Origin of the sequence: Kitasatospora sp. NPDC051170, assembly GCF_044455705.1 — a bacterium.
Taxonomy (GTDB): Bacteria; Actinomycetota; Actinomycetes; order Streptomycetales; family Streptomycetaceae; genus Kitasatospora.
Genome location: NZ_JBITFA010000004.1, coordinates 315,195 through 339,766, shown reverse-complemented (window position 1 = coordinate 339,766; position 24,572 = coordinate 315,195). Strand labels below are relative to the sequence as shown.

The following is a 24,572-nucleotide window of genomic DNA, read 5'->3' as shown; positions in this document are numbered from 1 at the left end:
CCAGCCCCGTCCCGCCCCTGGAGCACCCGCACATGTCGGCACCCCACCGCCCCGACCAGCCCGCCGGCGACCTCACCGACCCGGTCCTGACGGTCCACCCGCTCGGCCGCCCCTTCGGCCTGCCCAAGCGGCCCATCGCCCTCCGGGCCGGCTCCGCCCTGGTCCTCACCACCTCCTCCGGCGGCCACCAGGTCTTCCTCCCGCCGAACCGCCCCGGCTTCAGCGCCCTGGTCGGCCGCAACTACCGGGCCGCGTACGAGGTCGACCTCGGCCTGTACCACCTCCGGGTCGAGGAGCGGCTGCCCGGCCTGGACGACATCGGTGCCTTCGAGGCCGTCGTGGCGGTCGACTGGCAGGTCGAGGCCCCGGACCTGGTCGTGGCCAGCCGGATCGGCGACGTCCCCGCCCTGGTCGTGCCCCGCATCCGGCAGCGGATGCGGACGGTCACCCGCGGCCTCACCACCGACCGGAGCGGCGAGGCGGAACTCGCCGTCCAGCGCGCCCTGGACGAGTCCCCGATCGCCGAGGCCGAGGGCCTGCGGGTGCGCTGCGCCGTCCAGCTGGACATCGACCAGGCCGCCCGCGACCAGAAGGAACGGCTGCGCGGCTACCACTTCGACACCCAGGCCCACCCCCACGCCCTGCGGCAGGTCCAGGAGTCCAACGAGGTCCTCGCCGCGAAGGCGAAGTTCTACCAGTACCACCTGGAGCAGGGCGGGGTCACCGCCTGGGCCCTCCAGGTCGCCGCCCACCCCGAGGACCTGCCGCAGGCGATGCGCTACCTCAAGGACGAGCAGCAGGAGCTGGTCCAGGGCCAGCTCCACGTGATCCAGCGGCTCCTCGACGAGAACACCCTGGAGGACTTCGAACTGGAGGGCCCGCGCCGCGACGCGAGGGCCGCGCTCGACGCCCTCCTCCGCGCCCGGCCCGCCGGCCCGGACCGGCCCCGGCTCGACAAGGACCCGAACCCGCCCGCCTCCTAGCGCCCGAGGAGCCCCGCCATGTCCGCTCCGCCCCCGCCCCCGCCGGGCGCCTCGCTGCTCGCCGAACTGCGCACCGAGATCGCCCGGGCGGACAGCAAGGCCGCCATCCTGGTCGCCGCCCTCGGCGTCATCGTCGGGGTGCTCGGGGGCCTGCTCACCAGCACCGGCTGGGCGCCGCAGCAACTCTCCGGCGCCGCCAAGGCGCTGCTCGTCCTCGGCGGCTCGGGCCTCGCCGTCTCGCTGGTCGCCCTGCTGCTCGCGGTGCTGCCCCGCTTCGGCCGCAGCAACTGGCGCCCGGGCCGCCCGCTCGCCTACTTCGGCGACATCCGCCTCGCCGCCGAGCAGGGGCTCCTCACCGACGCCCTGGCCGACACCGAGGAACACGCCGCCGAGGCCGTCCGCGCGGCGCTCGCGGCGAACAGCCGGATCGCCTCGCGCAAGCACTCCTGGGTCCGGATCGGCATCCTCGCCTTCGGCGCCGGTCTGTTCCCGCTGGTCACCGCCCTGTTCCTGGGCTGACCGGGTTCCACACACCCGTCCACCACCGTACGGACGCCGCCGAAGCGCGCGTCCCGTCCCGAGGACTCCGCCATGACCGAACCGACCTACCCGGACGCCCCGCCGCCCCAGTACCCGACCGCCGCCCCCGGCTACCCGGCACCGCCGCAGCACCCCACCGTCCCGCCCCAGTCCCCGCCCCAGTCCCCGCCCCCGGGCTACCCGCCCCCGCAGTACCCCACCGCCGCCCCCGGCCACCCGGCACCGCCGCAGCACCCCACCGTCCCGCCCCAGTACGCGCCGCCGCCGCAGCCCCCGTACCCCGCCCCCGCGCCGGCCGCCCCACCGCGGCCGCCCGTCCTCGACCCCACCGTGGACATCGACCCGCACACCGGCCGCGTCCACATGTCCGCCCGCCAGCGCGGCGCCGACGCCACCGCCATCGGCCGGCTGCTGCTCCACGTCCCGAACTTCCTCGGCAGCCTGCTGGTGGTCGGGAGCGTCTCGCTGGTCCTCTCCGACCTCGCCCGCGTGGTGCTGATCGGCCTCTGGATCGCCTCCGGCGCGCTGGTCTTCCACCGCCCCACCGAGAAGGTGCTCGCCCGCTACCTGTTCCGGATGCGTCCGCCCCTGCACTCCGAGCTGGCCCGGCTGGAGCCGATCTGGCACCAGGTCACCGCCAAGGCGGGGGTGAACCCCCGGACGTACGACCTGTGGATCGAGGACCACCGGGACATCAACGCCTCGGCCGCCGCCGGGCACATCGTCGGGGTCACCAGCTACGCCCTGCAGAGCCTCCCCGACGCCCAGCTGGCCGGTGTGCTGGCCCATGAGCTCGGCCACCACCGCGGCGGCCACCCCTGGGCCTCCCTGCTCGGCTACTGGTACTCGCTGCCCGGCCGGTTCGCCTGGGCGTTCTTCCGTATCGCCTCCGCGATCGCCATCCGCATCGCCTCGGTCTTCTCGCTGCTCGGCGCGCTCGTCGTGGGCCTGGTCGCGGTCGCGGCGGTGGTGGCGGTGGCCGTCTCCTTCCCGCCGCTCCTGCTGGTCGTCGTCACCCCGTACCTGCTCGCCGCGGTGGGCCGCCGGGGCGAGCTGCGGGCCGATCTCCACGCCGCCGAGCTGGGCTTCGCCGACGCCCAGATCGAGGTCTTCCACCGCTTCCTGCAGGAGGAGCGGCAGGCGCTGGCGATCGCCGAGCGGATGCACGGCCATGTCCCCCGGCCGAGCCTGGCCCAGCGCCTGCTCTCCACCCACCCGGACCCCCACACCCGCATCCGCCGCCTGGAGGACTGGCGCGCGGCGGCCGCCGCCGGCCGGTAGCCGCCGCGGAAACGCCGCAGGGCGGCCACCCCGTGTGGGGTGACCGCCCTGCGGGCGTGGTGCCGGGCCCTCCTGCCCGTTGGCGGGCGAGGAGGGAGACTCAGCCGGTGTACGGGCCGTAGTCGTAGTCGTCCAGCGGGACCGCCTGGCCGGAGCCGGCGCCGAAGGGCGACAGGTCGTAGTCGTCGTAGCCGACGGCCGAGTACATGGCGGCCTTGGCCTCCTCGGTCGGCTCGACCCGGATGTTGCGGTAGCGGGGAAGACCCGTACCGGCCGGGATGAGCTTACCGAGGATGACGTTCTCCTTGAGGCCCAGCAGCGGGTCCGACTTGGCGTGGATCGCCGCGTCGGTGAGGACCCGGGTCGTCTCCTGGAAGGAGGCGGCCGACAGCCAGGACTCGGTGGCCAGCGAGGCCTTGGTGATACCCATCAGCTGCGGACGGCCGGAGGCGGGGTGACCGCCCTCGGCGACCACACGACGGTTCTCGGTCTCGAAGCGGCCGCGCTCGACGAGCTCGCCCGGGAGCAGCTCGGCGTCGCCCGACTCGATGATCGTCACGCGGCGGAGCATCTGCCGGATGATGATCTCGATGTGCTTGTCGTGGATCGACACACCCTGCGAGTTGTAGACCTTCTGGACCTCGGCGACCAGGTGGATCTGGACGGCGCGCTGGCCCATGATGCGCAGGACGTCGTGCGGGTTGGTGGCACCCATGGTCAGCTTCTGGCCGACCTCCACCGCCTCGCCCTCGCTGACGAGCAGCTTCACACGCTTCGAGACCGGGTAGGCGATCTCGTCGGTGCCGTCGTCCGGCGTGATGACGATCTTGCGGGTCTTCTCGGTGTCCTCGATCCGCGCCCGGCCGGTGGCCTCGGAGATCGGGGCCACACCCTTCGGGGTACGGGCCTCGAAGAGCTCGACGACACGGGGCAGACCCTGGGTGATGTCGTCACCGGCCACACCACCGGTGTGGAAGGTACGCATCGTCAGCTGGGTACCGGGCTCACCGATGGACTGGGCGGCGATGATGCCGACCGCCTCACCGATGTCGACCAGCTTGCCGGTGGCCAGCGAGCGGCCGTAGCACATGGCACAGGTGCCGACCGCCGACTCACAGGTGAGGATCGAGCGGGTCTTGACCTCGCCGATGCCGTGGCGGATCAGCTCGTCGATGAGGACGTCGCCGAGGTCCGTGTTGGCGGTGGCCAGCAGCTTGCCGTCGACGGTGATGTCCTCGGCGAGCATGCGGGCGTAGACGCTGGTCTCGACGTCGTCGGCCTTGCGCAGCACGCCGTCGGCGCCCACGGAGCCGATCGACAGCTTCAGGCCGCGCTCGGTGCCGCAGTCCTCCTCGCGAATGATGACGTCCTGGGAGACGTCGACCAGACGACGGGTGAGGTAGCCGGAGTCGGCGGTACGGAGGGCGGTGTCGGCCAGACCCTTACGGGCACCGTGGGTGGAGATGAAGTACTCCAGCACGGTGAGACCCTCACGGAACGACGCCTTGATGGGTCGCGGGATGGTCTCGTTCTTGGCGTTGGACACCAGACCACGCATACCGGCGATCTGGCGCATCTGCATCATGTTTCCACGAGCACCCGAGTCGACCATCATGAAGATGGGGTTCGTCTTCGGGAAGTTCTCGTTCATGGCCTCGGCGACCTCGTTGGTCGCCTGGGTCCAGATGCCGATGAGCTCCTGCTTGCGCTCGTCGTTGGTGATCAGGCCGCGCTCGTACTGACGCTGGACCTTCTCCGCCTTCGCCTCGTAGCCCTCCAGGATCTGGGGCTTGTTCGGCGGGACGACGACGTCGGAGATCGAGACGGTGACACCCGAGCGGGTCGACCAGTGGAAGCCGGCCGCCTTCAGGTTGTCCAGGGTCGCCGCGACGACGACCTTGGGGTAGCGCTCCGCCAGGTCGTTGACGATCGCGGAGAGCTGCTTCTTGCCCACCTCGTAGTCGACGAACGGGTAGTCCTCGGGCAGCAGCTCGTTGAAGAGCGCGCGGCCCAGGGTGGTGCTCAGGCGGAAGGGCTCGCCGTCGAACCAGGTCGACTGGCCCTCCTCGTCCACCGGCGGGGTCCAGCCGCGCGGCGGGACGGTGCCGGCGCCGAGGCGCAGGTTGATCGGCGCCTGGACGGCCAGCTCGCGGGCGTCGAAGGCCATGATGGCCTCGGCGGTCGACGAGAAGGAGCGGCCCTCGCCCTTCGTGTCCTCGCGGTCCGAGGTCAGGAAGAACAGGCCCAGCACCATGTCCTGGGTCGGCATGGTGACGGGGCGACCGTCGGCCGGCTTCAGGATGTTGTTCGAGGACAGCATCAGGATGCGGGCCTCGGCCTGCGCCTCCGCGGAGAGCGGCAGGTGGACGGCCATCTGGTCACCGTCGAAGTCCGCGTTGAACGCGGTGCAGACGAGCGGGTGGATCTGGATGGCCTTGCCCTCGACGAGCTGCGGCTCGAAGGCCTGGATGCCGAGGCGGTGCAGGGTGGGCGCACGGTTCAGCAGGACCGGGTGCTCGGCGATGACCTCTTCGAGGACGTCCCACACGACCGGACGGGCGCGCTCGACCATGCGCTTGGCCGACTTGATGTTCTGCGCGTGGTTCAGGTCGACCAGGCGCTTCATCACGAACGGCTTGAAGAGCTCCAGCGCCATGGCCTTCGGCAGACCGCACTGGTGCAGCTTGAGCTGCGGGCCGACGACGATGACCGAACGGGCCGAGTAGTCGACGCGCTTACCGAGCAGGTTCTGACGGAAACGACCCTGCTTGCCCTTGAGCATGTCGCTCAGGGACTTCAGCGGGCGGTTGCCCGGGCCGGTGACCGGACGGCCGCGGCGGCCGTTGTCGAACAGCGCGTCGACGGCCTCCTGCAGCATGCGCTTCTCGTTGTTCACGATGATCTCGGGGGCACCGAGGTCGAGGAGGCGCTTCAGGCGGTTGTTGCGGTTGATGACGCGGCGGTACAGGTCGTTCAGGTCGGAGGTCGCGAAGCGGCCACCGTCCAGCTGCACCATCGGACGCAGGTCCGGCGGGATGACCGGGACGCAGTCGAGCACCATGCCGTTGGGCTTGTTACTGGTCTGCAGGAACGCGGAGACGACCTTGAGGCGCTTGAGCGCACGGGTCTTCTTCTGGCCCTTGCCGGTGCGGATGATCTCGCGCAGGCGCTCGGCCTCGGCGGCGAGGTCGAAGCTCTCCAGGCGGTCCTTGAGCGCCGCGGCGCCCATCGAGCCGGAGAAGTAGGTGCCGAAGCGGTCACGCAGCTCGCGGTAGAGCAGCTCGTCGCCCTCGAGGTCCTGGACCTTGAGGTTCTTGAAGCGGGCCCACACCTCGTCGAGGCGGTCGAGCTCGCGCTGCGCGCGGTCGCGCAGCTGCTTCATCTCGCGCTCGGCGCCCTCGCGCACCTTGCGGCGCACGTCGGCCTTGGCGCCCTCGGCCTCCAGCTCGGCCAGGTCGGTCTCGGCCTTCTTGGCGCGGGCCTCGAGGTCGGAGTCGCGGCGGTTCTCGATCTGCTGGCGCTCGACGGAGACGTGCGCCTCCAGCGACGGCAGGTCGCGCTGACGGCGCTCGTCGTCGACCCAGGTGATCATGTAGGCGGCGAAGTAGATGACCTTCTCGAGGTCCTTCGGCGCCAGGTCCAGCAGGTAGCCCAGGCGGGACGGCACGCCCTTGAAGTACCAGATGTGGGTGACGGGGGCGGCCAGCTCGATGTGGCCCATCCGCTCACGACGCACCTTGGCGCGGGTCACCTCGACGCCGCAGCGCTCACAGATGATGCCCTTGAAGCGGACGCGCTTGTACTTGCCGCAGTAGCACTCCCAGTCCCGGGTGGGGCCGAAGATCTTCTCGCAGAAGAGCCCGTCCTTTTCCGGCTTCAGGGTGCGGTAGTTGATGGTCTCCGGCTTCTTGACCTCGCCGTGGGACCACTGGCGGATGTCGTCGGCGGTGGCCAGGCCGATGCGGAGCTCGTCGAAGAAGTTGACGTCAAGCACTGGTCGTCAAGCCCTCTTTCGTGATTCGAGGTTCTTATCTGTGGTCTGAGGGGGGCCTGGGGGACGGGCCGGCCGCACACTCCGTCGGTTCGGAAGCGTGAGCCGGCCCGGCCTCCGTCAGACCTCTTCGACGCTGCTCGGCTCGCGCCGGGACAGGTCGATGCCGAGCTCCTCGGCGGCGCGGAACACGTCCTCGTCGGAGTCCCGCATCTCGATGGACTGGCCGTCCGAGGACAGCACCTCCACGTTGAGGCAGAGCGACTGCATTTCCTTGATGAGCACCTTGAAGGACTCAGGAATGCCGGGCTCGGGGATGTTCTCGCCCTTGACGATGGCCTCGTAGACCTTGACTCGGCCGAGGACGTCGTCGGACTTGATGGTGAGCAGCTCCTGCAGGGCGTACGCAGCGCCGTACGCCTCGAGGGCCCACACCTCCATCTCACCGAAGCGCTGACCACCGAACTGCGCCTTACCACCGAGCGGCTGCTGGGTGATCATCGAGTACGGGCCGGTCGAGCGGGCGTGGAGCTTGTCGTCGACCAGGTGGTGCAGCTTGAGGATGTACATGTAGCCGACCGAGACCGGCATCGGGAACGGCTCGCCGGAGCGGCCGTCGAACAGGCGGGCCTTGCCGGTGGAGTTCACCAGGCGCTCACCGTCACGGGTGAGGGTGGTGTTGTCCAGCAGACCGGTGATCTCGTCCTCGCGGGCGCCGTCGAAGACCGGGGTGGCGAGGTTGGTGCCACCCACGACCTGGTCGGCGCCGATCGCCTGGAGGCGCTGGGCCCACTCGTCGGCGAGGCCGGAGACGTCCCAGCCCTGCTTGGCGAGCCACCCGAGGTGGATCTCCAGGACCTGTCCCGGGTTCATTCGGGACGGGACACCCAGCGGGTTGAGGATGATGTCGACCGGGGTGCCGTCCTCGAGGAAGGGCATGTCCTCGACCGGAAGGATCTTGGAGATGACACCCTTGTTGCCGTGACGGCCGGCGAGCTTGTCACCGTTGGTGATCTTGCGCTTCTGGGCGACGTAGACGCGGACCAGCTGGTTCACGCCCGGGGGAAGCTCGTCCCCCTCCTCGCGGTCGAAGACGCGCACGCCGATGACCTTGCCGGACTCACCGTGCGGGACCTTCAGCGAGGTGTCGCGGACCTCACGGGCCTTCTCGCCGAAGATCGCGCGGAGCAGGCGCTCCTCGGGGGTCAGCTCGGTCTCACCCTTCGGGGTGACCTTGCCGACGAGGATGTCGCCGGTGACGACGTCGGCGCCGATGCGGATGATGCCGCGCTCGTCGAGGTCGGCGAGGACCTCCTCGGAGACGTTCGGGATGTCCCGGGTGATCTCCTCGGGGCCGAGCTTGGTGTCACGGGCGTCGACCTCGTGCTCCTCGATGTGGATCGAGGAGAGGACGTCGTCCTGCACGAGGCGCTGCGACAGGATGATCGCGTCCTCGTAGTTGTGACCCTCCCACGACATGAACGCCACGAGCAGGTTCTTGCCGAGGGCCATCTCGCCCTCGTCGGTGCAGGGGCCGTCGGCCAGCACCTGGTTGACCTCGACCCGGGCGCCCTCGTCCACGAGCACCTTCTGGTTGAAGGCGGTGCCCTGGTTGGAGCGGGTGAACTTGGCGGCGCGGTACGTGGTGTACGTGCCGTCGTCGTTCGCCACGGTGACGTAGTCGGCCGAGACCTCCTGGACCACACCCGACTTCTCGGCGGTGATCACGTCGGCGGCGTCGACGGCGCAGCGGTACTCCATGCCGGTGCCGACGAGCGGCGCCTCGCTGCGGAGCAGCGGGACGGCCTGGCGCATCATGTTCGAGCCCATGAGCGCGCGGTTGGCGTCATCGTGCTCGAGGAACGGGATCATGGCGGTCGCGACCGACACCATCTGGCGCGGCGAGACGTCCATGTAGTCGATCTCGGTGCCGGGGATGTAGTCGATCTCGCCGCCACGGCGGCGGACCAGGACGCGCGGCTCCGCGAAGGTCAGCTCCGCCGTCAGCGGGGCGTTGGCCTGCGCGATGACGTAGCGGTCCTCCTCGTCGGCCGTCAGGTAGTCGACCTGCTCGGTGACGACACCCTCGATGACCTTGCGGTACGGGGTCTCGATGAAGCCGAACGCGTTGACCCGGCCGTACGAGGCCAGCGACCCGATCAGACCGATGTTCGGGCCTTCGGGGGTCTCGATCGGACACATGCGGCCGTAGTGCGAGGGGTGCACGTCACGGACCTCGAAGCCGGCGCGCTCACGGGAGAGACCACCGGGACCGAGGGCGGACAGACGGCGCTTGTGGGTCAGGCCCGACAGCGGGTTCGTCTGGTCCATGAACTGCGACAGCTGGCTGGTGCCGAAGAACTCCTTGATGGAGGCGACGACCGGCCGGATGTTGATCAGGGTCTGCGGCGTGATCGCCTCGACGTCCTGGGTGGTCATGCGCTCGCGCACGACGCGCTCCATACGGGCGAGACCCGTACGGACCTGGTTCTGGATGAGCTCGCCGACGTTGCGCAGGCGGCGGTTGCCGAAGTGGTCGATGTCGTCGACCTCGACCACGATGTCGCGGCCGGTCTCGTCACGCCACTCGGTCTCGCCCGCGTGCAGCTTCACCAGGTACTTGATCGCACCGATGATGTCGGGCTCGGTGAGCACGCCGGAGTCCAGGGACTCGGCGTTGCCCAGCTTGCGGTTGAGCTTGTACCGGCCGACCTTCGCGAGGTCGTAGCGCTTCGGGTTGAAGTACAGGTTCTCCAGAAGCGTCTGCGCGGCCTCGCGCGTCGGCGGCTCGCCAGGACGCAGCTTGCGGTAGATGTCCAGCAGCGCGTCGTCCTGGCCCTGGGTGTGGTCCTTCTCCAGGGTGTTGCGCATGGACTCGTACTCGCCGAACTCCTCGAGAATCATCTCGTTGGTCCAGCCGAGGGCCTTCAGCAGCACGGTGACGGACTGCTTGCGCTTGCGGTCGATGCGGACGCCGACCATGTCGCGCTTGTCGATCTCCATCTCCAGCCAGGCACCACGCGAGGGGATGACCTTGCAGGAGTAGATGTCCTTGTCGGACACCTTGTCCAGGGTGGAGTCGAAGTACACACCCGGGGAGCGGACCAGCTGCGAGACGACGACACGCTCGGTGCCGTTGATCACGAACGTGCCCTTGTGGGTCATGAGCGGGAAATCGCCCATGAAGACCGTCTGAGACTTGATCTCACCGGTCTCGTTGTTGGTGAACTCGGCCGTGACGAAGAGCGGGGCCGCGTACGTAAAGTCACGGTCCTTGCACTCGTCAATGGAGTTCTTCGGCGGCTCGAAACGGTGGTCGCGGAAGGTCAGCGACATCGACCCACTGAAGTCCTCGATCGGCGAGATCTCCTCGAAGATCTCCTCCAGACCGGACTTGGTGGGGACGTCCTGACCACTCTCCAGGGCCGCCTCGACCCGGGACTTCCAGGCCGCGTTGCCGAGCAGCCAGTCAAAGCTCTCGGTCTGCAGGGCCAGGAGGTTCGGGACCTCGAGGGGCTCCTTGATCTTCGCGAACGAGACGCGGAGAGGGGCGGTGGATGCGGCGGAATTGTTCGAGGCGTTGCGCGGCGCGGCCAAGAGGGGGGTCCTTCCGAGGGCTCGGAGCTCACTACGCGCGTACCGGCCGGGCCTGGTCGGGCTCGGTCCCACCTCCCTCGCCACTGGCCTCCGCCGGGGTCGAAACCCCAGGTCAGAGCCGCTTTGCGGAGGCGGTGCCAGACCCCATCAGGGCAACGCAAACTCCGGGCGACGAGTCACGGAGAAGCTAACAGGCAGCGCAAAGGGACAGTGTAGCCAAAGGCTGCACTGCTGTCCAGCTCTGATTCGGAAACCGAATCGGAGACTCCTCCCGGTAGCCGGCGGGCTCGGGGCCCGCCGGGTACTGCTCTAACTCACGACGAGTCACTTTCCCGCCGGGGCCGCCGGTTATGCATCCGGCAGCCGACCAACCCGGTGGACTCGCGCCTTGAGAATCGCGCGCCGCGTCGGGTTCGTCAAGGGCCCGCCTGCTCGGCGGGCCTTGCCTCCACCATCGCTCCAGACCCCTCCGGCGTTACAGAAGCCGTGGTGGGAGCCACCTCGATGACGGTGATCACCTTACTCCTCGCCACCGACAGTGCCGAGTGGGCGATCGGCCACACCGGTGGACCCGCTGACCCGAACGAGCGAGTCCCGGCCCGGGTACGCGAAAAGGCCGGGCCGACCACCACAGGGGTGATCGGCCCGGCCTCAGGCTCTCTCAGAGAGAGCGCGAAGTCACTTGACGGTGACCTTGGCGCCGGCACCCTCGAGGGCGGCCTTGGCCTTCTCGGCAACGTCCTTGGCAACCTTCTCCAGGACCTTGGCACCAGCGGTGTCAACGAGGTCCTTGGCCTCCTTCAGGCCGAGGGAGGTCAGGGTGCGCACCTCCTTGATGACCTGGATCTTCTTGTCGCCCGGGCCGTCGAGGATGACGTCGAACTCGTCCTGCTCGGCCTCGGCCTCGGCCGGGGCACCGGCAACGCCGGCGGCGGCAACGGCGACCGGGGCGGCGGCGGTGACGTCGAACTTCTCCTCGAAGGCCTTCACGAAGGCAGCGAGCTCGATGAGGGTGAGCTCCTCGAACTGCGCGAGCAGCTCGTCCTGGGACAGCTTCGCCATGATGGCGTCCTTCCACTAAATCGGCAGGTGGTGCCGTATGTACGGGTTGGGCGGGCACGGGCCCGCAGCGAGGCGTGAGCCTGCCGACTACTCGGCGGCGGCGTCCTCGGCGGCGGGAGCCGGCGTACCGGCACCGCCCTGCTCGACCTTGTCGCGCAGCGCGTCCACAGTGCGGACGAGCTTCGACGGCAGGGCCTGGAAGAGCGCGGCAGCCTGGGACTGCTTGGCCTTCAGGGCACCCGCCAGCTTGGCGAGCAGCACCTCGCGGGACTCGAGGTCCGCGAGCTTCTTGATCTCATCGGCGGACAGCGCCTTACCGTCAAGGACACCGCCCTTGATGATGAGAGCGGGGTTCTCCTTGGCGAAGTCACGCAGAGCCTTCGCCGACTCCACCGGGTCACCGGTGACGAAGGCGACAGCCGTCGGACCGTTGAAGAGGTCGTCCAGCTCGGAGATCCCGGCCTCATTGGCCGCGATCTTGGTCAGCGTGTTCTTCACCACGGCGTACTCGGCGTTGTCGCCGAGCGAGCGACGCAGGGTCTTGACCTGCTTCACCGAGAGACCGCGGTACTCGGTCAGCAGCACCGCAGAGGAGCCACGGAACTTCTCCGTGGCCTCGGCGACGGCAGCAGCCTTGTCAGGCCTGGCCATAGGCTTACGCCTCCTTCCGTGATGTCGAAGTCAGGCCGACCGTGAAAGTCGACCATCAGCACCTCGGACCGGCGGGGAAGGAAAGCTCCTGCAAAAAAGCAATGAGCCCCGGTGCGCAGGCGCACGGGGCTCGCAGTGACCTCGACGGGCTCCACGCGGACGCGGCACCCGGAAGTCGAAAGCTCCAGACACACCTGCGCGGGCTGCCTGCGACGAATCGCAGATCCTTCGGCCACCGGCTCCCTGTCGGGTGCACGGCGACAACCAGCGGTCTTTGGCTTCCGCCAGAGTAGACGGACACGCCCGGGCGACGCAAATCGCCCTCGGACGGAGTAGTCGGACGCCGCCTACCGGGCCGTGGGCGGGACCGTTCGCACACCGGTGTCCACGGTGTCCGTCTCGGCCGGGGCCTGGGCGGAGAGCAGGGCGCCGGCGTGGTCGGTGTAGAGCACCGAGTCGTCCGCCAGGCCACTGTCCCCGGTGCCGGTGCGCTGGAGCTTGACCAGCTGGTCCCGGTCGTTGAGCCAGAGGTCCAGGGTGAGCGTCCGGGAGCCGCCGGGGGCGAGCGCCGCCCGCAGGCCGTCCCGGCGGGCCTGGGACAGCTGGGTCTGGGCGGCCGCGTACTTCTCGGCGGTGGTGGTGACCCGGTAGTGCTCGACGGTCGAGTCGTCCAGCTTCTCCTCGCCGAGGAGGGTCGCCTCCACGCCGTCCGCGGTGGCGGCGGCCAGCGCCTCCACCGGGTTCAGCAGGTCGATCAGCCCCGCGTACGGGACCTCCTTGTGGCCGTCCGGGCCGGGCGGCACGGTGAAGCGCTCCCAGTGCCGGCCGCCCTGGCGGGCCGCGGTGGCCGCGTCGCCGCCCTGGTAGGCGACGGTGTCCACGACGATCAGCTCCTGGGGGCCGGCCGCGGTGGAGCGCTTGATCTGCATCGCGGTCTTGGGCGCCCAGAACAACGGCCCCGAGCCGGCGTCCGCGCCCAGCCGGTAGCTGACCTTGGCCCGGCGGGCGGTCTGCATGGCCAGCTCCGCGGAGAGCAGGACGCCGTGCGGGGAGCGGTCCGTCGGCTTGGCCGGGCCGGTCGGGGTGGAGACGGTGGCCGGGGCGCTGGTGGGGCTGGGGCGGGCGCTCCCCGCGGCGGCCGCGCCCCCTCCCCCGTCACAGCCGGTCAGCGCCCCGCCCGCGAGCAGCACGACGACGGACAGGGCCGCCAACCGCCGCCGTGCCACCATCGTCCGTTCCTCCCTCGCCCCGCCCTCGGGCCTACCTTGCCATCCCGGGCCGGGCCGGCGGACGCCAGCCCCCGCCGGTCAGCCGAGCAGCTTGCTCAGGTCCCCGTCGCCGACGTCCTTGGCGGCGGGGGCCTCGACCGGCGCCGCCTTGCCGAGGCCGGAGTACTTGACGGTGGTGGGGTCCTGACTCCCCTTGGCGTCGCCGTGCTCCTGGAGCTTGACCAGCTCCATCCTGTCGTTGATCCAGAAGTCGACCGTGAGGGTCTTGCCCTCCAGCTCGATCACCCGCTGGACGGCCGCGCGCTGCTCGGCCGAGAGGCCCGTCATGCCGGCGATCAGCACGCTGCTGTCCTCGGTGGCGCGGATGTGGGTGGCCTTGGCGCCGCCCACGTCCTCCTGGTCGAGCTTGGTCAGCTTGCCGCTCTGGGCGGCGACGGTCAGCTGGACCACCGGGTTGACCATCAGGGCCGCGACCTGGAGGCCCCCGCCCAGCGCGCTCGTGGCGGGCATCCGTACCCAGGCCTTGCCGCTCGGCGCCTTGGCCCCGAGCGCCTCGGTGCCCAGGTACGCGTCGGGCCCCACCACACGGAGGTGGAAGGGCTTGCCGTCGGTCTTGTTGGTGAGGTCGACGGCCGGCTTGGACGGGTTGTTCCAGTGGGCGTCCCCGGTCGAGGGGTCCGGGTCGCCGGACTCGTCGACCTCGACCTTGCCGTTGGCGGCCTTCTGCATCACCAGGGCGCTGGCGGTCAGCACGGCCTTCGGGTCCCCGTCGGGCTTGGCCGCGGCGGGGGCCGCCGCGGAGGCGGCGTCACCGACGGAGGCGGTCTTCTGGTCGTTGCTCTTGCTGCTGCCGCACGCGGTGGCGGTGCCGAACAGGACGGTGGCGGCCACGACGGCCGAAGCGATGCGCACAGCGCGCATGAAGATCCCCCCAGAGACCTCGGCGGCCCGCGTCGGGCCGATTCCCGAGCGGACTCTACCGATCAACGACGCCCGCCCGCACCGGAACGGTTTCCTCCGTCAGCCGGTGGCCTCGGGCGCCGGGTCCGCGCTCTCCTCGGCGGGGCCGACGTCCGTCGTGGTGACCGTCGTCCCGGCGGCGCCGGTGGCCGTCTCCCGCATCCTCAGCAGCCTGTCCCCCGGCCCGACCCAGAGGTCGTACCCGAGCGTCGCGACTCCGCGCCCCTGGTACCAGCCGACCGTGGCGGCCAGTTGCTGCGGGCTCAACTCGCCGTCCGCGCCGAAGAGTTCGGCCACCTCCACGGTGCCCCGGTAGTGCGCGACGGTCGTGCCGCCCAGGTCCTCACCGCCCAGGGAGGAGAGCTTGGCGGTCTGCCCGACGGCGTACGCCCGACTGCCGGGGTTGGTGACCAGGGCCGTCATCCAGCCGCCCGCCCAGGGCGCCGGAGCCGCCCCCGCGGCGGTGGCCGGGTCGAGGGACTCGGCGGCCGCCCGGTCGCCGTGCTTGACCGCTCCGCCCTGGTAGGCGAGGTCGAGCACGCCGTCGCGGACGGTCAGCCGCCCGGTGCCGAGCTCATCGGTGACGGTCAGCGCGCCCTCGTCCCGGGCTCCCCAGGTGAGCGTGCCGCCCGCCGTGCGCCGGCCGGCCGGTCCCTCCTGGAGCACCGCGATCCGGGCGCCGCCGGAGTCGTCCAGCGTCTGGGCCGCGGTGAGCACCACCTGCCGGGGCGACACCGGGGCGGGCGTGCCGGGGGGCTCGGCGTTCGGGGCGGCCAGGAGGCTGCAGCCGGTGGTGGCGCCGAGCAGCAGGGCCGCTGCCGCCGCCCGAACGGTGCGGGAAAGGGGGGCGGGCGGCACGGTTCACTCCGGCGGTCACGGGTTCTCCACATGATCTGACCGGCGAAGCGTACGACGACTCGGGCGTACGTTCCCATCCGCGCAGGCCACGACACCCGTAGCCGGAAACGACGGCGGGCCCGCACCCCCGGTGAAGGGGGTACGGGCCCGCCGTACGGACTGCTCTAGAGCGCTGAGGCTCAGACCGCGGCCGGGTCCTCCTCGGTGAGGAGGTTGCGGGTGCGGTTCGGGTCCACCTGGATGCCGGGGCCCATGGTGGTCGAGAACGCGGTCTTCTTGATGTAGCGGCCCTTGGCGGCGGACGGCTTGGCGCGGAGCACCTCGTCCAGCGCGGCGGCGTAGTTCTCGACCAGCTGCTCGTCGGTGAAGGAGGCCTTACCGATGATGAAGTGCAGGTTCGAGTGCTTGTCGACGCGGAACTCGATCTTGCCGCCCTTGATCTCGTTGACGGCCTTGGCGACGTCCGGGGTCACGGTGCCGGTCTTCGGGTTCGGCATCAGACCACGGGGACCGAGCACGCGGCCGAGGCGGCCGACCTTGCCCATGAGGTCCGGGGTGGCGACGACGGCGTCGAAGTCCAGACGACCCTTGGCGACCTCGTCGATCAGCTCGTCGGAGCCGACGATGTCGGCGCCAGCAGCACGCGCGGCCTCGGCACGCTCGCCGGTCGCGAAGACCAGGACCCGAGCGGTCTTACCGGTGCCGTGCGGGAGGATCACGGTGCTGCGGACCATCTGGTCGGCCTTGCGCGGGTCGACACCCAGACGCATGGCGACCTCGACGGTGCCGTCGAACTTGGTGGTGCTGGTCGCCTTGGCGAGGCGGACGGCCTCGAGGGGGGCGTAAAGGCGCTCGCGGTCGACCTGGGCGTCCGCGGCCTTCAGGGCCTTGCTGCGCTTCATGGCTGCTCCTGAATGGTGAATGGAGTTGTGGTGTCACGGGCCTGCGCAGGCCCTACCACAGGGAAAGAGAGGGGGAATCAGCCCTCGACGGTGATGCCCATCGACCGGGCGGTGCCGGCGATGATCTTCTCCGCCGCGTCCAGGTCGTTGGCGTTCAGGTCGGGCATCTTCGTGGTGGCGATGTCGCGGACCTGGGCGCTCGTGAGCTTGGCGACCTTGGTCTTGTGCGGCTCGCTGGAGCCCTTCTCGATACCGGCGGCCTTCAGGATCAGGCGGGCGGCCGGCGGCGTCTTCGTGATGAAGGTGAAGGAACGGTCTTCGTAGACCGTGATCTCCACCGGCACGATCATGCCGCGCTGCGACTCGGTCGCGGCGTTGTACGCCTTGCAGAACTCCATGATGTTGACGCCGTGCTGGCCGAGCGCGGGGCCGACCGGCGGCGCCGGGTTGGCCGCACCGGCGTTGATCTGGAGCTTGATAAGCCCCGTGACCTTCTTCTTCTTGGGAGGCATGTCTCTCCGGGTCCTTCCGAGAGGTGATTGCTGGTGCGTGCGGAACCGGGGCGACACCCGGTCGCCAGCACACACATCGGACCAGGCTAACGCGTATGCGCCGCTGGACCAAAACGGATTCGGGGCGGGAGCCGTGGCCCCCGCCCCGAAGTCCGAAGACCGTACGACTAGTTCTTCTGGATCTGGTCGAAGGACAGCTCGACCGGGGTCTCGCGGCCGAAGATCTCCACGAGGCCCTTGACCTTCTTCGAGTCCGGGTTGATCTCGTTGATGGTGGCCTGGAGGGTCGCGAACGGACCGTCGGTGACGGTGACCGAGTCGCCGACCTCGAAGTCCAGGACCTGGATCTCGCTCGGCTTGACCGGCGACGGCTTGCCGGCCTCCTTGGCGGCCTGGCGCTCGACGTCGGGGGCGAGCATCTTGACGACCTCGTCCAGGGTCAGCGGGTACGGGTCGTAGGCGTTGCCCACGAAGCCGGTGACGCCGGGGGTGTTGCGCACGACGCCCCAGGACTCGGGGGTGAGGTCCATGCGCACCAGGACGTAGCCGGGGAGCTTGTTCTGGCGGATGGTCTTGCGGTCGCCGTTCTTGATCTGGACGACCTCCTCCTGCGGCACCTCGGCCTGGAAGATGTACTCCTCGACGTTCAGCGAGACGGCGCGCTGCTCCAGGTTCTGCTTCACCCGGTTCTCGTAGCCGGCGTAGGTGTGGATCACGTACCACTCGCCGGGCATGAACCGCAGGTCCTCGCGGAACTTGGCGACCGGATCGACGTCCTCCTCGGCCTCCTCGGCCTCCTCCTCGACAGCCTCGACGGCGTCGTCGGCGTCGTCGGTCTCGGGGGCGTCGCCGACCTCGACGGCGTCCTCGTCGACCTCGACGTCCTCCACGTGCAGCGCGGTCTCCTCGGCCGGCTCGCCCGCCTCGGCCTCGTCGAACGCCTCGACCTCGTCCTGGTCGCCGTCCACGGCGTCGACGATCTGCTCGGCGGACTCGGCTTCGTCAGCCAGCTCGGCCGCGTCCAGCTCGGCGGCGACATCCGCCTCGCGGACGGTCTCGTCGGCGTCGTACAGGGGGGACTCAGACACGGTGGCTGCTTCTTTCCTGGAGATGGTGAAGGTGGCGCGCTCCGAAGCCGGCCCGTCGCACGAGCGAACGCGGGAGCGTCGGACGTGGTCTCGGAGACTTCAACAGTACCGAGTCAACGGTAGCCGCGCGTACGTCCGCCGCCGACAGCTCGACCCGGACCGAAGGATCGGCCCGGGTCGGGAGGCATTTCGAAGGTGGGGCGGCAGGATCAGCCGAAGACCCAGAGGCTCAGCTTGGAGAAGCCGTAGTCGAGGGCGGCCACGAAGCCCATCACGACCACCACGAAGGTGACCACGACGGCGGTGTAGCTGGTCAGCTCGCCCTTGCTCGGCCAGACGACCTTGCGCAGCTCGGCGATGATCTGGCGGTAGAAGAGGCCCATGCGGGCGAACGGGCCCTTCTTGGCCCGCTTGCCGGCCTTCTTCTCGCCGGAGCGGTTGGCGCGCTTGCGGTCGCGGCGCGAGAGCGCCTTCTCCTCGCCGTCGACAGGCGTGGTCTCGGCAGCGCCGTCGGCCCCCTCGGGGTTGCCGCTCTCAGGCGTTGCGGTGGAGCCCGTGGTCTCCGTCACTCGTCCTCACCTGAATCCGGGTCCTGCCGGACCTCTCGCCCGCACCCGGTGAGGGGCAGGGACGGCCGGCTAAGCGGTGCTGATGGTGCCCTCTCCGCATCAAGCCCGCTCGCTCTGTGGAGCGAACGGGCTGAGATGAGGATCGAACAGCAGGGCAAGAGGGACTCGAACCCCCAACCGCCGGTTTTGGAGACCGGTGCTCTACCAATTGAGCTATTGCCCTACGGAACCTCGCGGCGCCGTGGCGACCAACCTACCGCATCCGACCACGTTGTCTGTACAGACGGTGAAAGCTGCGGTCTTTTTCGGCGGGCCGTCGAGCAGCGAGTGTACGTGGTCGAGGGGTGTTTGGTCGAACCTCTTCTTCCGCGACCGGGTGCCCGGCGGCGATCGTCCTGCGTCGCCCGGCGATCACCGACGGATCGTCGGAGGCCGGGATGCGGACGGTCCCGTACGGATACTGGAACCACGATGCCCGGTCCGTCCGGGTTCTGCGACGATGCAGGCATGAGCGCTTCCACCCCGCAGCCCGACCAGTCCATCCGCCCCGCCGACCGCCGGGTCTCCGCCCGGATCGGCGCGATCGCCGAGTCCGCGACCCTCGCCGTGGACGCCAAGGCCAAGGCCCTCAAGGCGGCCGGCCGTCCGGTGATCGGCTTCGGCGCCGGCGAGCCCGACTTCCCGACCCCGGACTACATCGTCGAGGCGGCCGTCGAGGCTTGCCGCGACCCGAAGAACCACCGCTACACCCCGGCGGGCGGGCTGCCCGAGCTCAAGGAGGCGATCGCGGCCAAGACGCTGCGCGACTCCGGCTACCGCGTGGACGCCTCCCAGGTGCTGGTCACCAACGGCGGCAAGCAGGCCATCTACGAGGCCTTCGCCGCGATCCTCGACCCGGGCGACGAGGTCATCGTCCCGGCGCCGTACTGGACCACCTACCCGGAGTCGATCCAGCTCGCCGGCGGCGTCCCGGTGGAGGTCGTCGCCGACGAGACCACCGGCTACAAGGTCTCGGTCGAGCAGCTGGAGGCCGCCCGCACCGAGAACACCAAGGTGGTGCTCTTCGTCTCGCCGTCCAACCCGACCGGCGCGGTGTACACCGAGGCCGAGGCCGAGGCGATCGGCCGCTGGGCCCTGGAGCACGGCCTGTGGGTGCTCACCGACGAGATCTACGAGCACCTGGTCTACGGCGACGCGACCTTCACCTCGCTGCCGGCCCTGCTGCCCGAGCTGGCCGACAAGTGCGTCGTGGTCAACGGCGTCGCCAAGACCTACGCGATGACGGGCTGGCGCGTGGGCTGGGTGATCGGCCCCAAGGACGTCGTCAAGGCCGCGACCAACCTGCAGTCGCACGCCACCTCCAACGTCTCCAACGTCGCCCAGCGCGCCGCCCTGGCCGCCGTCGCCGGGGACCTGGACGCCGTCGCCGAGATGCGCGAGGCGTTCGACCGCCGCCGCCGGACCATCGTGCGGATGCTCAACGAGATCGAGGGCGTCGTCTGCCCCGAGCCCGAGGGCGCCTTCTACGCGTACCCGTCGGTCAAGGCCCTGCTGGGCAAGGAGATCCGCGGTCAGCGCCCGCAGACCTCCGCCGAGCTGGCCACGCTGATCCTGGACGAGGCCGAGGTCGCCGTCGTCCCGGGCGAGGCCTTCGGCACCCCCGGCTACCTGCGCCTGTCCTACGCGCTGGGCGACGCCGACCTGGTCGAGGGCGTCAGCCGCGTGCAGAAGCTGCTGGGCGAGGCCCGCGACTGAGCGGTGGAAGCCGAGCGCTGAATCCGGGCGCTGACGCCTGACGTCAACGCGACGCGCGGGATTCACCCGTGGAACCGCCCTCTTTCACCCCTTGGGGGGATGGTGAGAGGGCGGTTCCCGTTCGGGGGCCGGATGCGGCAGTATTCGTCAATGGAACGCCTGTTGAACCCGCGCGACGTGAGGGACCTCCCGAAGGCCCACCTGCACCTGCACTTCACCGGCTCGATGCGCCCGGCCACCCTGCTGGAACTGGCCGACAAGCACGGTGTCCGGCTGCCGGAGGCGCTCAGCTCCGGTGAACCCCCGAAACTGCGCGCCACCGACGAGCGCGGCTGGTTCCGCTTCCAGCGCCTGTACGACACCGCCCGCTCCGTCCTGCGGGACGAGGAGGACATCCGCCGGCTGGTCCTGGAGACGGCCGAGGACGAGCGGCGCGACGGCTCCCGCTGGCTGGAGATCCAGGTCGACCCGACCTCCTACGCACCCCGGCTCGGCGGGCTGATCCCCGCGCTGGAGCTGATCCTCGACGCGGTGGAGCAGGCTTCCCTGGCCACCGGGGTGGGCATCCGGGTGCTGGTCGCCGCGAACCGGATGAAGTCCCCGATGGACGCCAGGACGCTGGCCCGCCTGGCCGTCCGGTACACCGACCGGGGTGTGGTCGGCTTCGGCCTCTCCAACGACGAGCGCCGGGGCCTGGCCCGCGACTTCGACCGCGCCTTCGAGATCGCCCGCAAGGGCGGACTGCTGGCGGCCCCGCACGGCGGCGAGCTGGCCGGGCCCGAGTCCGTCCGGGACTGCCTGGACGACCTGGACGCCGGCCGGATCGGCCACGGCGTCCGGGCCGCCGAGGACCCCCGGCTGATGGAGCGCCTCGCCGCCCGGCAGATCACCTGCGAGGTCTGCCCGTCCTCCAACGTCTCGCTCGGCGTCTACGAGCGGCCGGAGGACGTCCCGCTGCGCCGGCTGTTCGACGCCGGCGTGCCGCTGGCGCTCGGCGCGGACGACCCGCTGCTGTTCGGCAGCCGGCTGGCCTCCCAGTACGAGCTGGCACGGGAGGTGCTGGGCTTCTCCGACACCGAACTCGCCGAGCTGGCACGGCAGTCGGTGCGCGGCTCCTGCGCGCCGGAGTCCGTCCGCCGGGAGATCCTGGCGGACGTCGACGCCTGGCTGGTGGGCGCTCCCGTGGCCGTCTGAGGGAGGGCTACAGCTTGACGCCCACCATCACCGGCTCGTTGACCAGCTCCACCCCGAAGGCCTCGCGGACGCCGTCCCGGATCTCCCGGGCCAGCGCCAGCAGGTCCTCGGCGGTGGCCGCGCCGCGGTTGGTGAGGGCCAGGGTGTGCTTGGTGGAGAGGGTCGCCGGGCCGCTGCCGTAGCCCTTGCCGAAGCCGGCCCGGTCGATCAGCCAGGCGGCCGAGGTCTTGGTGCAGCCCTCCGGGGCCGGGTAGGCGGGGGCGTTCTCAGTGCCCGGGCGGGTGCGGAAGGACTCGTACTGCGCGGCGGTGAGCACCGGGTTGGTGAAGAAGGAGCCGGCCGACCAGGTGTCGTGGTCCTCGGGGTTCAGCACCATGCCCTTGCCCGCGCGCAGCAGCAGGACGGCGTTCCAGGCGGTGCGGACGTCCACGCGCTCGCCCTGCTCGACGCCCAGGTGCCGGGCCGTCTCCGCGTAGGCGACCGGGGTGGAGAGCCCGTCCGCGTCCTGGAGCGCGAAGCGCACCCGCAGGACGACGTAGCGCTCCGGATCGGCCTTGAAGCGGCTGTGGCGGTAGGAGAACCCGCACTCGGCGCCGGTGAGGGTGACCACCTCGCCGGAGCGGCGGTCGTAGGCCACCACCTCGGTGATCGACTGCGACACCTCCTGGCCGTAGGCGCCGACGTTCTGCACGGGGGTGGCGCCGGCCGAGCCGGGGATGCCGGCCAGGAACTCGATGCCGGCCAGGCCGTGCTCCAGCACGGTGGTGGTCACGGCGTCGGCCCACACCTCGCCGGCCGCCAGCTCCAGGACGGTGCCGTCCAGGGCGAAGCCGGTGGTGGCGATCCGCAGGACGGTGCCGGGGAAGCCCGCGTCGCCGATCACCAGGTTGGAGCCGCCGCCGAGGACGAGCAGCGGCTCGCCCGCCGCGTCGGCCTCGCGGACGGCGGCGATCACCTCGTCGTCGGTGTGGGCGGTGACGAGGCGGCGGGCCGGGCCGCCGAGCCGCAGCGTGGTCAGCGGGGCGAGGGGGGCGTCGTTTTCTACCAGCACGCCCACCAGCGTACGGGGGCGGGGGCGCGGTCCCAGGACCACGCCCCCGCCCGGCCCTTCCGGGCTCGCCGTTCAGATCCGCACGGGCTCCGCCGCGGCGTCCGCGGGCTCGCCCGCCGAGGCCGGGCCGGCCGGCGCGGGCTGCGGCCGGCGCGGCAGGAGGAAGGCGCAGACCGCGCCCAGCAGGATCACACCGGCGCCGACGTACAGCGCGGGGATCATCCCGTCCACGTAGGACTGCTCGGTGCCGAACCCGCCCTGCGCGGAGAACACCGCCGCGAGCACGGCCACGCCGAGCGCCCCGCCGACCTCGCGCAGTGCGTTGTTGGCGCCGGAGGCGATGCCCTGCTCCTCCGGGCGGACGCTGTCCATCACCAGGGTGGCCATCGGCGCGAAGTACAGCGACATCCCGGCGCCGCAGAGCACGACGGCGGGGACCACCGGGCCGTACTCGAAGTGGTCGAGGTTGTCGTTGATCAGCGCGTACAGGCCCAGGCCGAGGCTCTGGACCACCAGGCCCGCGAAGACGATCCAGCGGCCGCCGATCTTGTCTGCCAGCGCGCCGGCGAACGGGGAGATCAGCAGGGGCATGCCCGTCCACGGGAGCATCCGGATGCCGGCCTCCTGCGGGGAGTAGCCGCCGACGGTCTGGAGGTGCTGGCTGATCAGGAAGATCGAGCCGAACATGCCGAGGAACATCAGCAGGCCGGAGGCGTTGATCATCGAGAACGACCGGCTGCGGAAGAGCCGCATCGGCAGCATCGGGTGCCTGGCGCCGTACTGCTCGTACAGGACGAAGCCGACCAGCAGCACCGCGCCGGCGGTCAGCGAGGACAGGACCAGCGGGCTGGTCCAGCCGTCCGGGTTGCCGCGGATCAGGCCGAGGACGACGCCGAACATGCCGCCGCTGACGAGCAGGGTGCCGACCGCGTCCAGGGACGGGCTGGCGCCGCGGCTCTCGCGCAGGTGCAGGGCGGCGAGCGGGATCAGGACGAGGCCGACGGGGACGTTGACCCAGAAGATCCACTGCCAGGAGAAGTGCTCGGTCAGGGAGCCGCCGACCAGCGGGCCGGTGGCGACGGCGAGGCCGTTGACGCCGGACCAGATGCCGAAGGCCATACCGCGCTTGGCGGCGGGCACGACCGCGGTCAGCAGGGTGAGGGTGAGCGGCATCGAGATCGCGGCGCCGGCGCCCTGGACGGCGCGGGCGGCGATCAGCGCGCCGATGCCGGGCGAGAGCGCGGCGGCGGCGGAGCCGACGGTGAAGAGCGTGAGGCCGGCCAGAAAGATCTTGCGCCGCCCGAAGCGGTCGCCGAGGGCCGCGCCGAACATCAGCAGCACGGCGAAGGACAGGGTGTAGGCGCTGACCGTCCACTCCAGGTCGGAGAGGCCGCCGCCGAGCTCCTCGCGGATGGAGGGCAGGGCGGTGGTGACGACCAGGTTGTCCAGGCTGGCCATGAAGCCGGCGACGCTGGTGATGACCAGCGTCCAGACACCGGTCCTGCCGAGGGCGGGCGACTCCTCCCGCGCCTCCTGTTCCTTGCTTTCCGTCATGGTGAACCCCCAGGAACCTCTCGGGTAGTTATTGATCAATAACTTTGAAGGCCCGAAAAAAAGGCCGCGCGATCACCCCCGCGCGGCCCGCCTACCCGGACCCCTCGTTCGCACTGCTCTCGTCCCCGGCCTCCTCGAAGCCGGCCCAGACCCAGTGGTCCTGGGGGTAACCCAGGGCCACCAGGGTGTTGATCAGCATCCCGTGCGCGAAGAACTCCGTGGCGTTCTTCACGTCCCCGCCGATCCGCTCCTTGACCCGGTTGAAGAGCTCCTCCCAGAGCACCCGGGCCGTGGCCCCGATCTCGTCCTCGCCGCCCGTCCTCTCGGCGAACACCGAGACGTACAGCTGCATCTGCATCATCAGGCGGTCGCGGTCCTCGACCAGGCCCATGTACGCGTCGGACATGGCCCGGGCCGCGTCCTCACCCGTCATCCCGTGCGAAGCCTCGTCGAAGACCTGCCAGGTCTCCTCGATGCAGCGCTCGGCGGCGGCCGTGAACATCGCCTGCTTGCCGGGAAACAGCCGGAACAGGTACGGCTGCGAGACCCCGACGCGGCGGGCGATCGACTCCGTCGACGTCCCCCGGTAACCACTGCGGGCGAACTCGATCATCGCGGCCCGGACGACGCTCTCGCGCCGCTCCTCCGCACTCATCCGAATGCTCGACTTCGCCATGACCCTCAAGTTAGTGGCCAATCACTATCTTCGCAAGACCCCAGGTCGCGACGACCGCGACCACCGCGACGGGGCCGCCGTACGGGCCCCGCCGCGACGCGCGGCGACTTGCGGTCCGG

The 24,572-nt window shown here is 70.5% G+C and carries 19 protein-coding genes and 1 tRNA gene; 5 read left to right on the top strand and 15 right to left on the bottom strand.

What is annotated here, in order from left to right; translation table 11 throughout:
- Positions 1–32: 32 nt before the first annotated feature.
- The 3 genes from ACIBCA_RS11720 to ACIBCA_RS11710 all read left to right on the top strand — a co-directional run bounded on the left by ACIBCA_RS11720 (position 33) and on the right by ACIBCA_RS11710 (position 2,804).
- Entirely contained in the window at positions 33–983 is a 951-nt protein-coding gene (locus ACIBCA_RS11720) for a hypothetical protein (protein WP_396282694.1), read from the top strand.
- Between the two features lie 18 nt (positions 984–1,001).
- Positions 1,002–1,502 (top strand): Pycsar system effector family protein, encoded by a 501-nt coding sequence (locus ACIBCA_RS11715; protein ID WP_396282693.1) that lies wholly within the window; start codon positions 1,002–1,004, stop codon positions 1,500–1,502.
- Between the two features lie 72 nt (positions 1,503–1,574).
- Positions 1,575–2,804 (top strand): M48 family metalloprotease, encoded by a 1,230-nt coding sequence (locus ACIBCA_RS11710; RefSeq protein ID WP_396282692.1) that lies wholly within the window; start codon positions 1,575–1,577, stop codon positions 2,802–2,804.
- A gap of 100 nt (positions 2,805–2,904) precedes the next feature.
- Here ACIBCA_RS11710 and ACIBCA_RS11705 read toward each other — a convergent pair whose 3' ends face one another.
- From ACIBCA_RS11705 to ACIBCA_RS11650, 12 genes are all read right to left on the bottom strand, one after another.
- Entirely contained in the window at positions 2,905–6,798 is a 3,894-nt protein-coding gene (locus ACIBCA_RS11705) for a DNA-directed RNA polymerase subunit beta' (protein ID WP_396282691.1), read from the bottom strand.
- A 117-nt stretch (positions 6,799–6,915) separates the two neighbouring features.
- Positions 6,916–10,392: a DNA-directed RNA polymerase subunit beta gene (gene rpoB / locus ACIBCA_RS11700; RefSeq protein ID WP_396282690.1), complete on the bottom strand. Its 3,477-nt coding sequence runs from the start codon at positions 10,390–10,392 to the stop codon at positions 6,916–6,918.
- A 678-nt stretch (positions 10,393–11,070) separates the two neighbouring features.
- Positions 11,071–11,454, bottom strand: a complete 384-nt coding sequence (rplL, locus tag ACIBCA_RS11695) for a 50S ribosomal protein L7/L12 (RefSeq protein WP_396282689.1) — start codon at positions 11,452–11,454, stop codon at positions 11,071–11,073.
- Positions 11,455–11,541: 87 nt separating this feature from the next.
- Positions 11,542–12,105 carry a 50S ribosomal protein L10 gene (rplJ, locus tag ACIBCA_RS11690; RefSeq protein ID WP_396282688.1) on the bottom strand — a complete coding sequence of 188 codons (564 nt, stop codon included), beginning with the start codon at positions 12,103–12,105 and terminating at the stop codon, positions 11,542–11,544.
- Between the two features lie 347 nt (positions 12,106–12,452).
- The gene (locus ACIBCA_RS11685; protein WP_396282687.1) at positions 12,453–13,334 is read right to left on the bottom strand and encodes a hypothetical protein; all 882 of its coding nucleotides are present in this window, start codon (positions 13,332–13,334) and stop codon (positions 12,453–12,455) included.
- Positions 13,335–13,412: 78 nt separating this feature from the next.
- Entirely contained in the window at positions 13,413–14,255 is an 843-nt protein-coding gene (locus ACIBCA_RS11680) for a hypothetical protein (RefSeq protein ID WP_396282686.1), read from the bottom strand.
- A gap of 99 nt (positions 14,256–14,354) precedes the next feature.
- The gene (locus ACIBCA_RS11675; RefSeq protein ID WP_396282685.1) at positions 14,355–15,152 is read right to left on the bottom strand and encodes a hypothetical protein; all 798 of its coding nucleotides are present in this window, start codon (positions 15,150–15,152) and stop codon (positions 14,355–14,357) included.
- Positions 15,153–15,331: 179 nt separating this feature from the next.
- Complete coding sequence (rplA, locus tag ACIBCA_RS11670; protein ID WP_360494901.1) at positions 15,332–16,054, bottom strand: 50S ribosomal protein L1; 723 nt, start codon at positions 16,052–16,054, stop codon at positions 15,332–15,334.
- A gap of 77 nt (positions 16,055–16,131) precedes the next feature.
- Entirely contained in the window at positions 16,132–16,566 is a 435-nt protein-coding gene (rplK, locus tag ACIBCA_RS11665) for a 50S ribosomal protein L11 (RefSeq protein WP_030232334.1), read from the bottom strand.
- Positions 16,567–16,733: 167 nt separating this feature from the next.
- Entirely contained in the window at positions 16,734–17,654 is a 921-nt protein-coding gene (nusG, locus tag ACIBCA_RS11660; protein WP_396282684.1) for a transcription termination/antitermination protein NusG, read from the bottom strand.
- 209 nt (positions 17,655–17,863) lie between these two features.
- Complete coding sequence (secE, locus tag ACIBCA_RS11655) at positions 17,864–18,223, bottom strand: preprotein translocase subunit SecE (RefSeq protein WP_396282683.1); 360 nt, start codon at positions 18,221–18,223, stop codon at positions 17,864–17,866.
- A gap of 150 nt (positions 18,224–18,373) precedes the next feature.
- Positions 18,374–18,446 (bottom strand) — tRNA-Trp (locus tag ACIBCA_RS11650).
- 284 nt (positions 18,447–18,730) lie between these two features.
- Between ACIBCA_RS11650 and ACIBCA_RS11645 the strand changes: the two genes are divergently transcribed.
- Positions 18,731–19,978 (top strand): pyridoxal phosphate-dependent aminotransferase, encoded by a 1,248-nt coding sequence (locus tag ACIBCA_RS11645; protein WP_396282682.1) that lies wholly within the window; start codon positions 18,731–18,733, stop codon positions 19,976–19,978.
- 150 nt (positions 19,979–20,128) lie between these two features.
- Positions 20,129–21,172, top strand: a complete 1,044-nt coding sequence (locus tag ACIBCA_RS11640) for an adenosine deaminase (protein WP_396282681.1) — start codon at positions 20,129–20,131, stop codon at positions 21,170–21,172.
- Positions 21,173–21,179: 7 nt separating this feature from the next.
- Here ACIBCA_RS11640 and ACIBCA_RS11635 read toward each other — a convergent pair whose 3' ends face one another.
- The 3 genes from ACIBCA_RS11635 to ACIBCA_RS11625 form a co-directional block, all read right to left on the bottom strand.
- The gene (locus tag ACIBCA_RS11635) at positions 21,180–22,223 is read right to left on the bottom strand and encodes a UDP-N-acetylmuramate dehydrogenase (protein ID WP_396282680.1); all 1,044 of its coding nucleotides are present in this window, start codon (positions 22,221–22,223) and stop codon (positions 21,180–21,182) included.
- A gap of 72 nt (positions 22,224–22,295) precedes the next feature.
- The gene (locus tag ACIBCA_RS11630; RefSeq protein WP_396282679.1) at positions 22,296–23,777 is read right to left on the bottom strand and encodes an MFS transporter; all 1,482 of its coding nucleotides are present in this window, start codon (positions 23,775–23,777) and stop codon (positions 22,296–22,298) included.
- 91 nt (positions 23,778–23,868) lie between these two features.
- Positions 23,869–24,453: a TetR/AcrR family transcriptional regulator gene (locus ACIBCA_RS11625; protein ID WP_396282678.1), complete on the bottom strand. Its 585-nt coding sequence runs from the start codon at positions 24,451–24,453 to the stop codon at positions 23,869–23,871.
- Between the last annotated feature and the right edge of the window lie 119 nt (positions 24,454–24,572).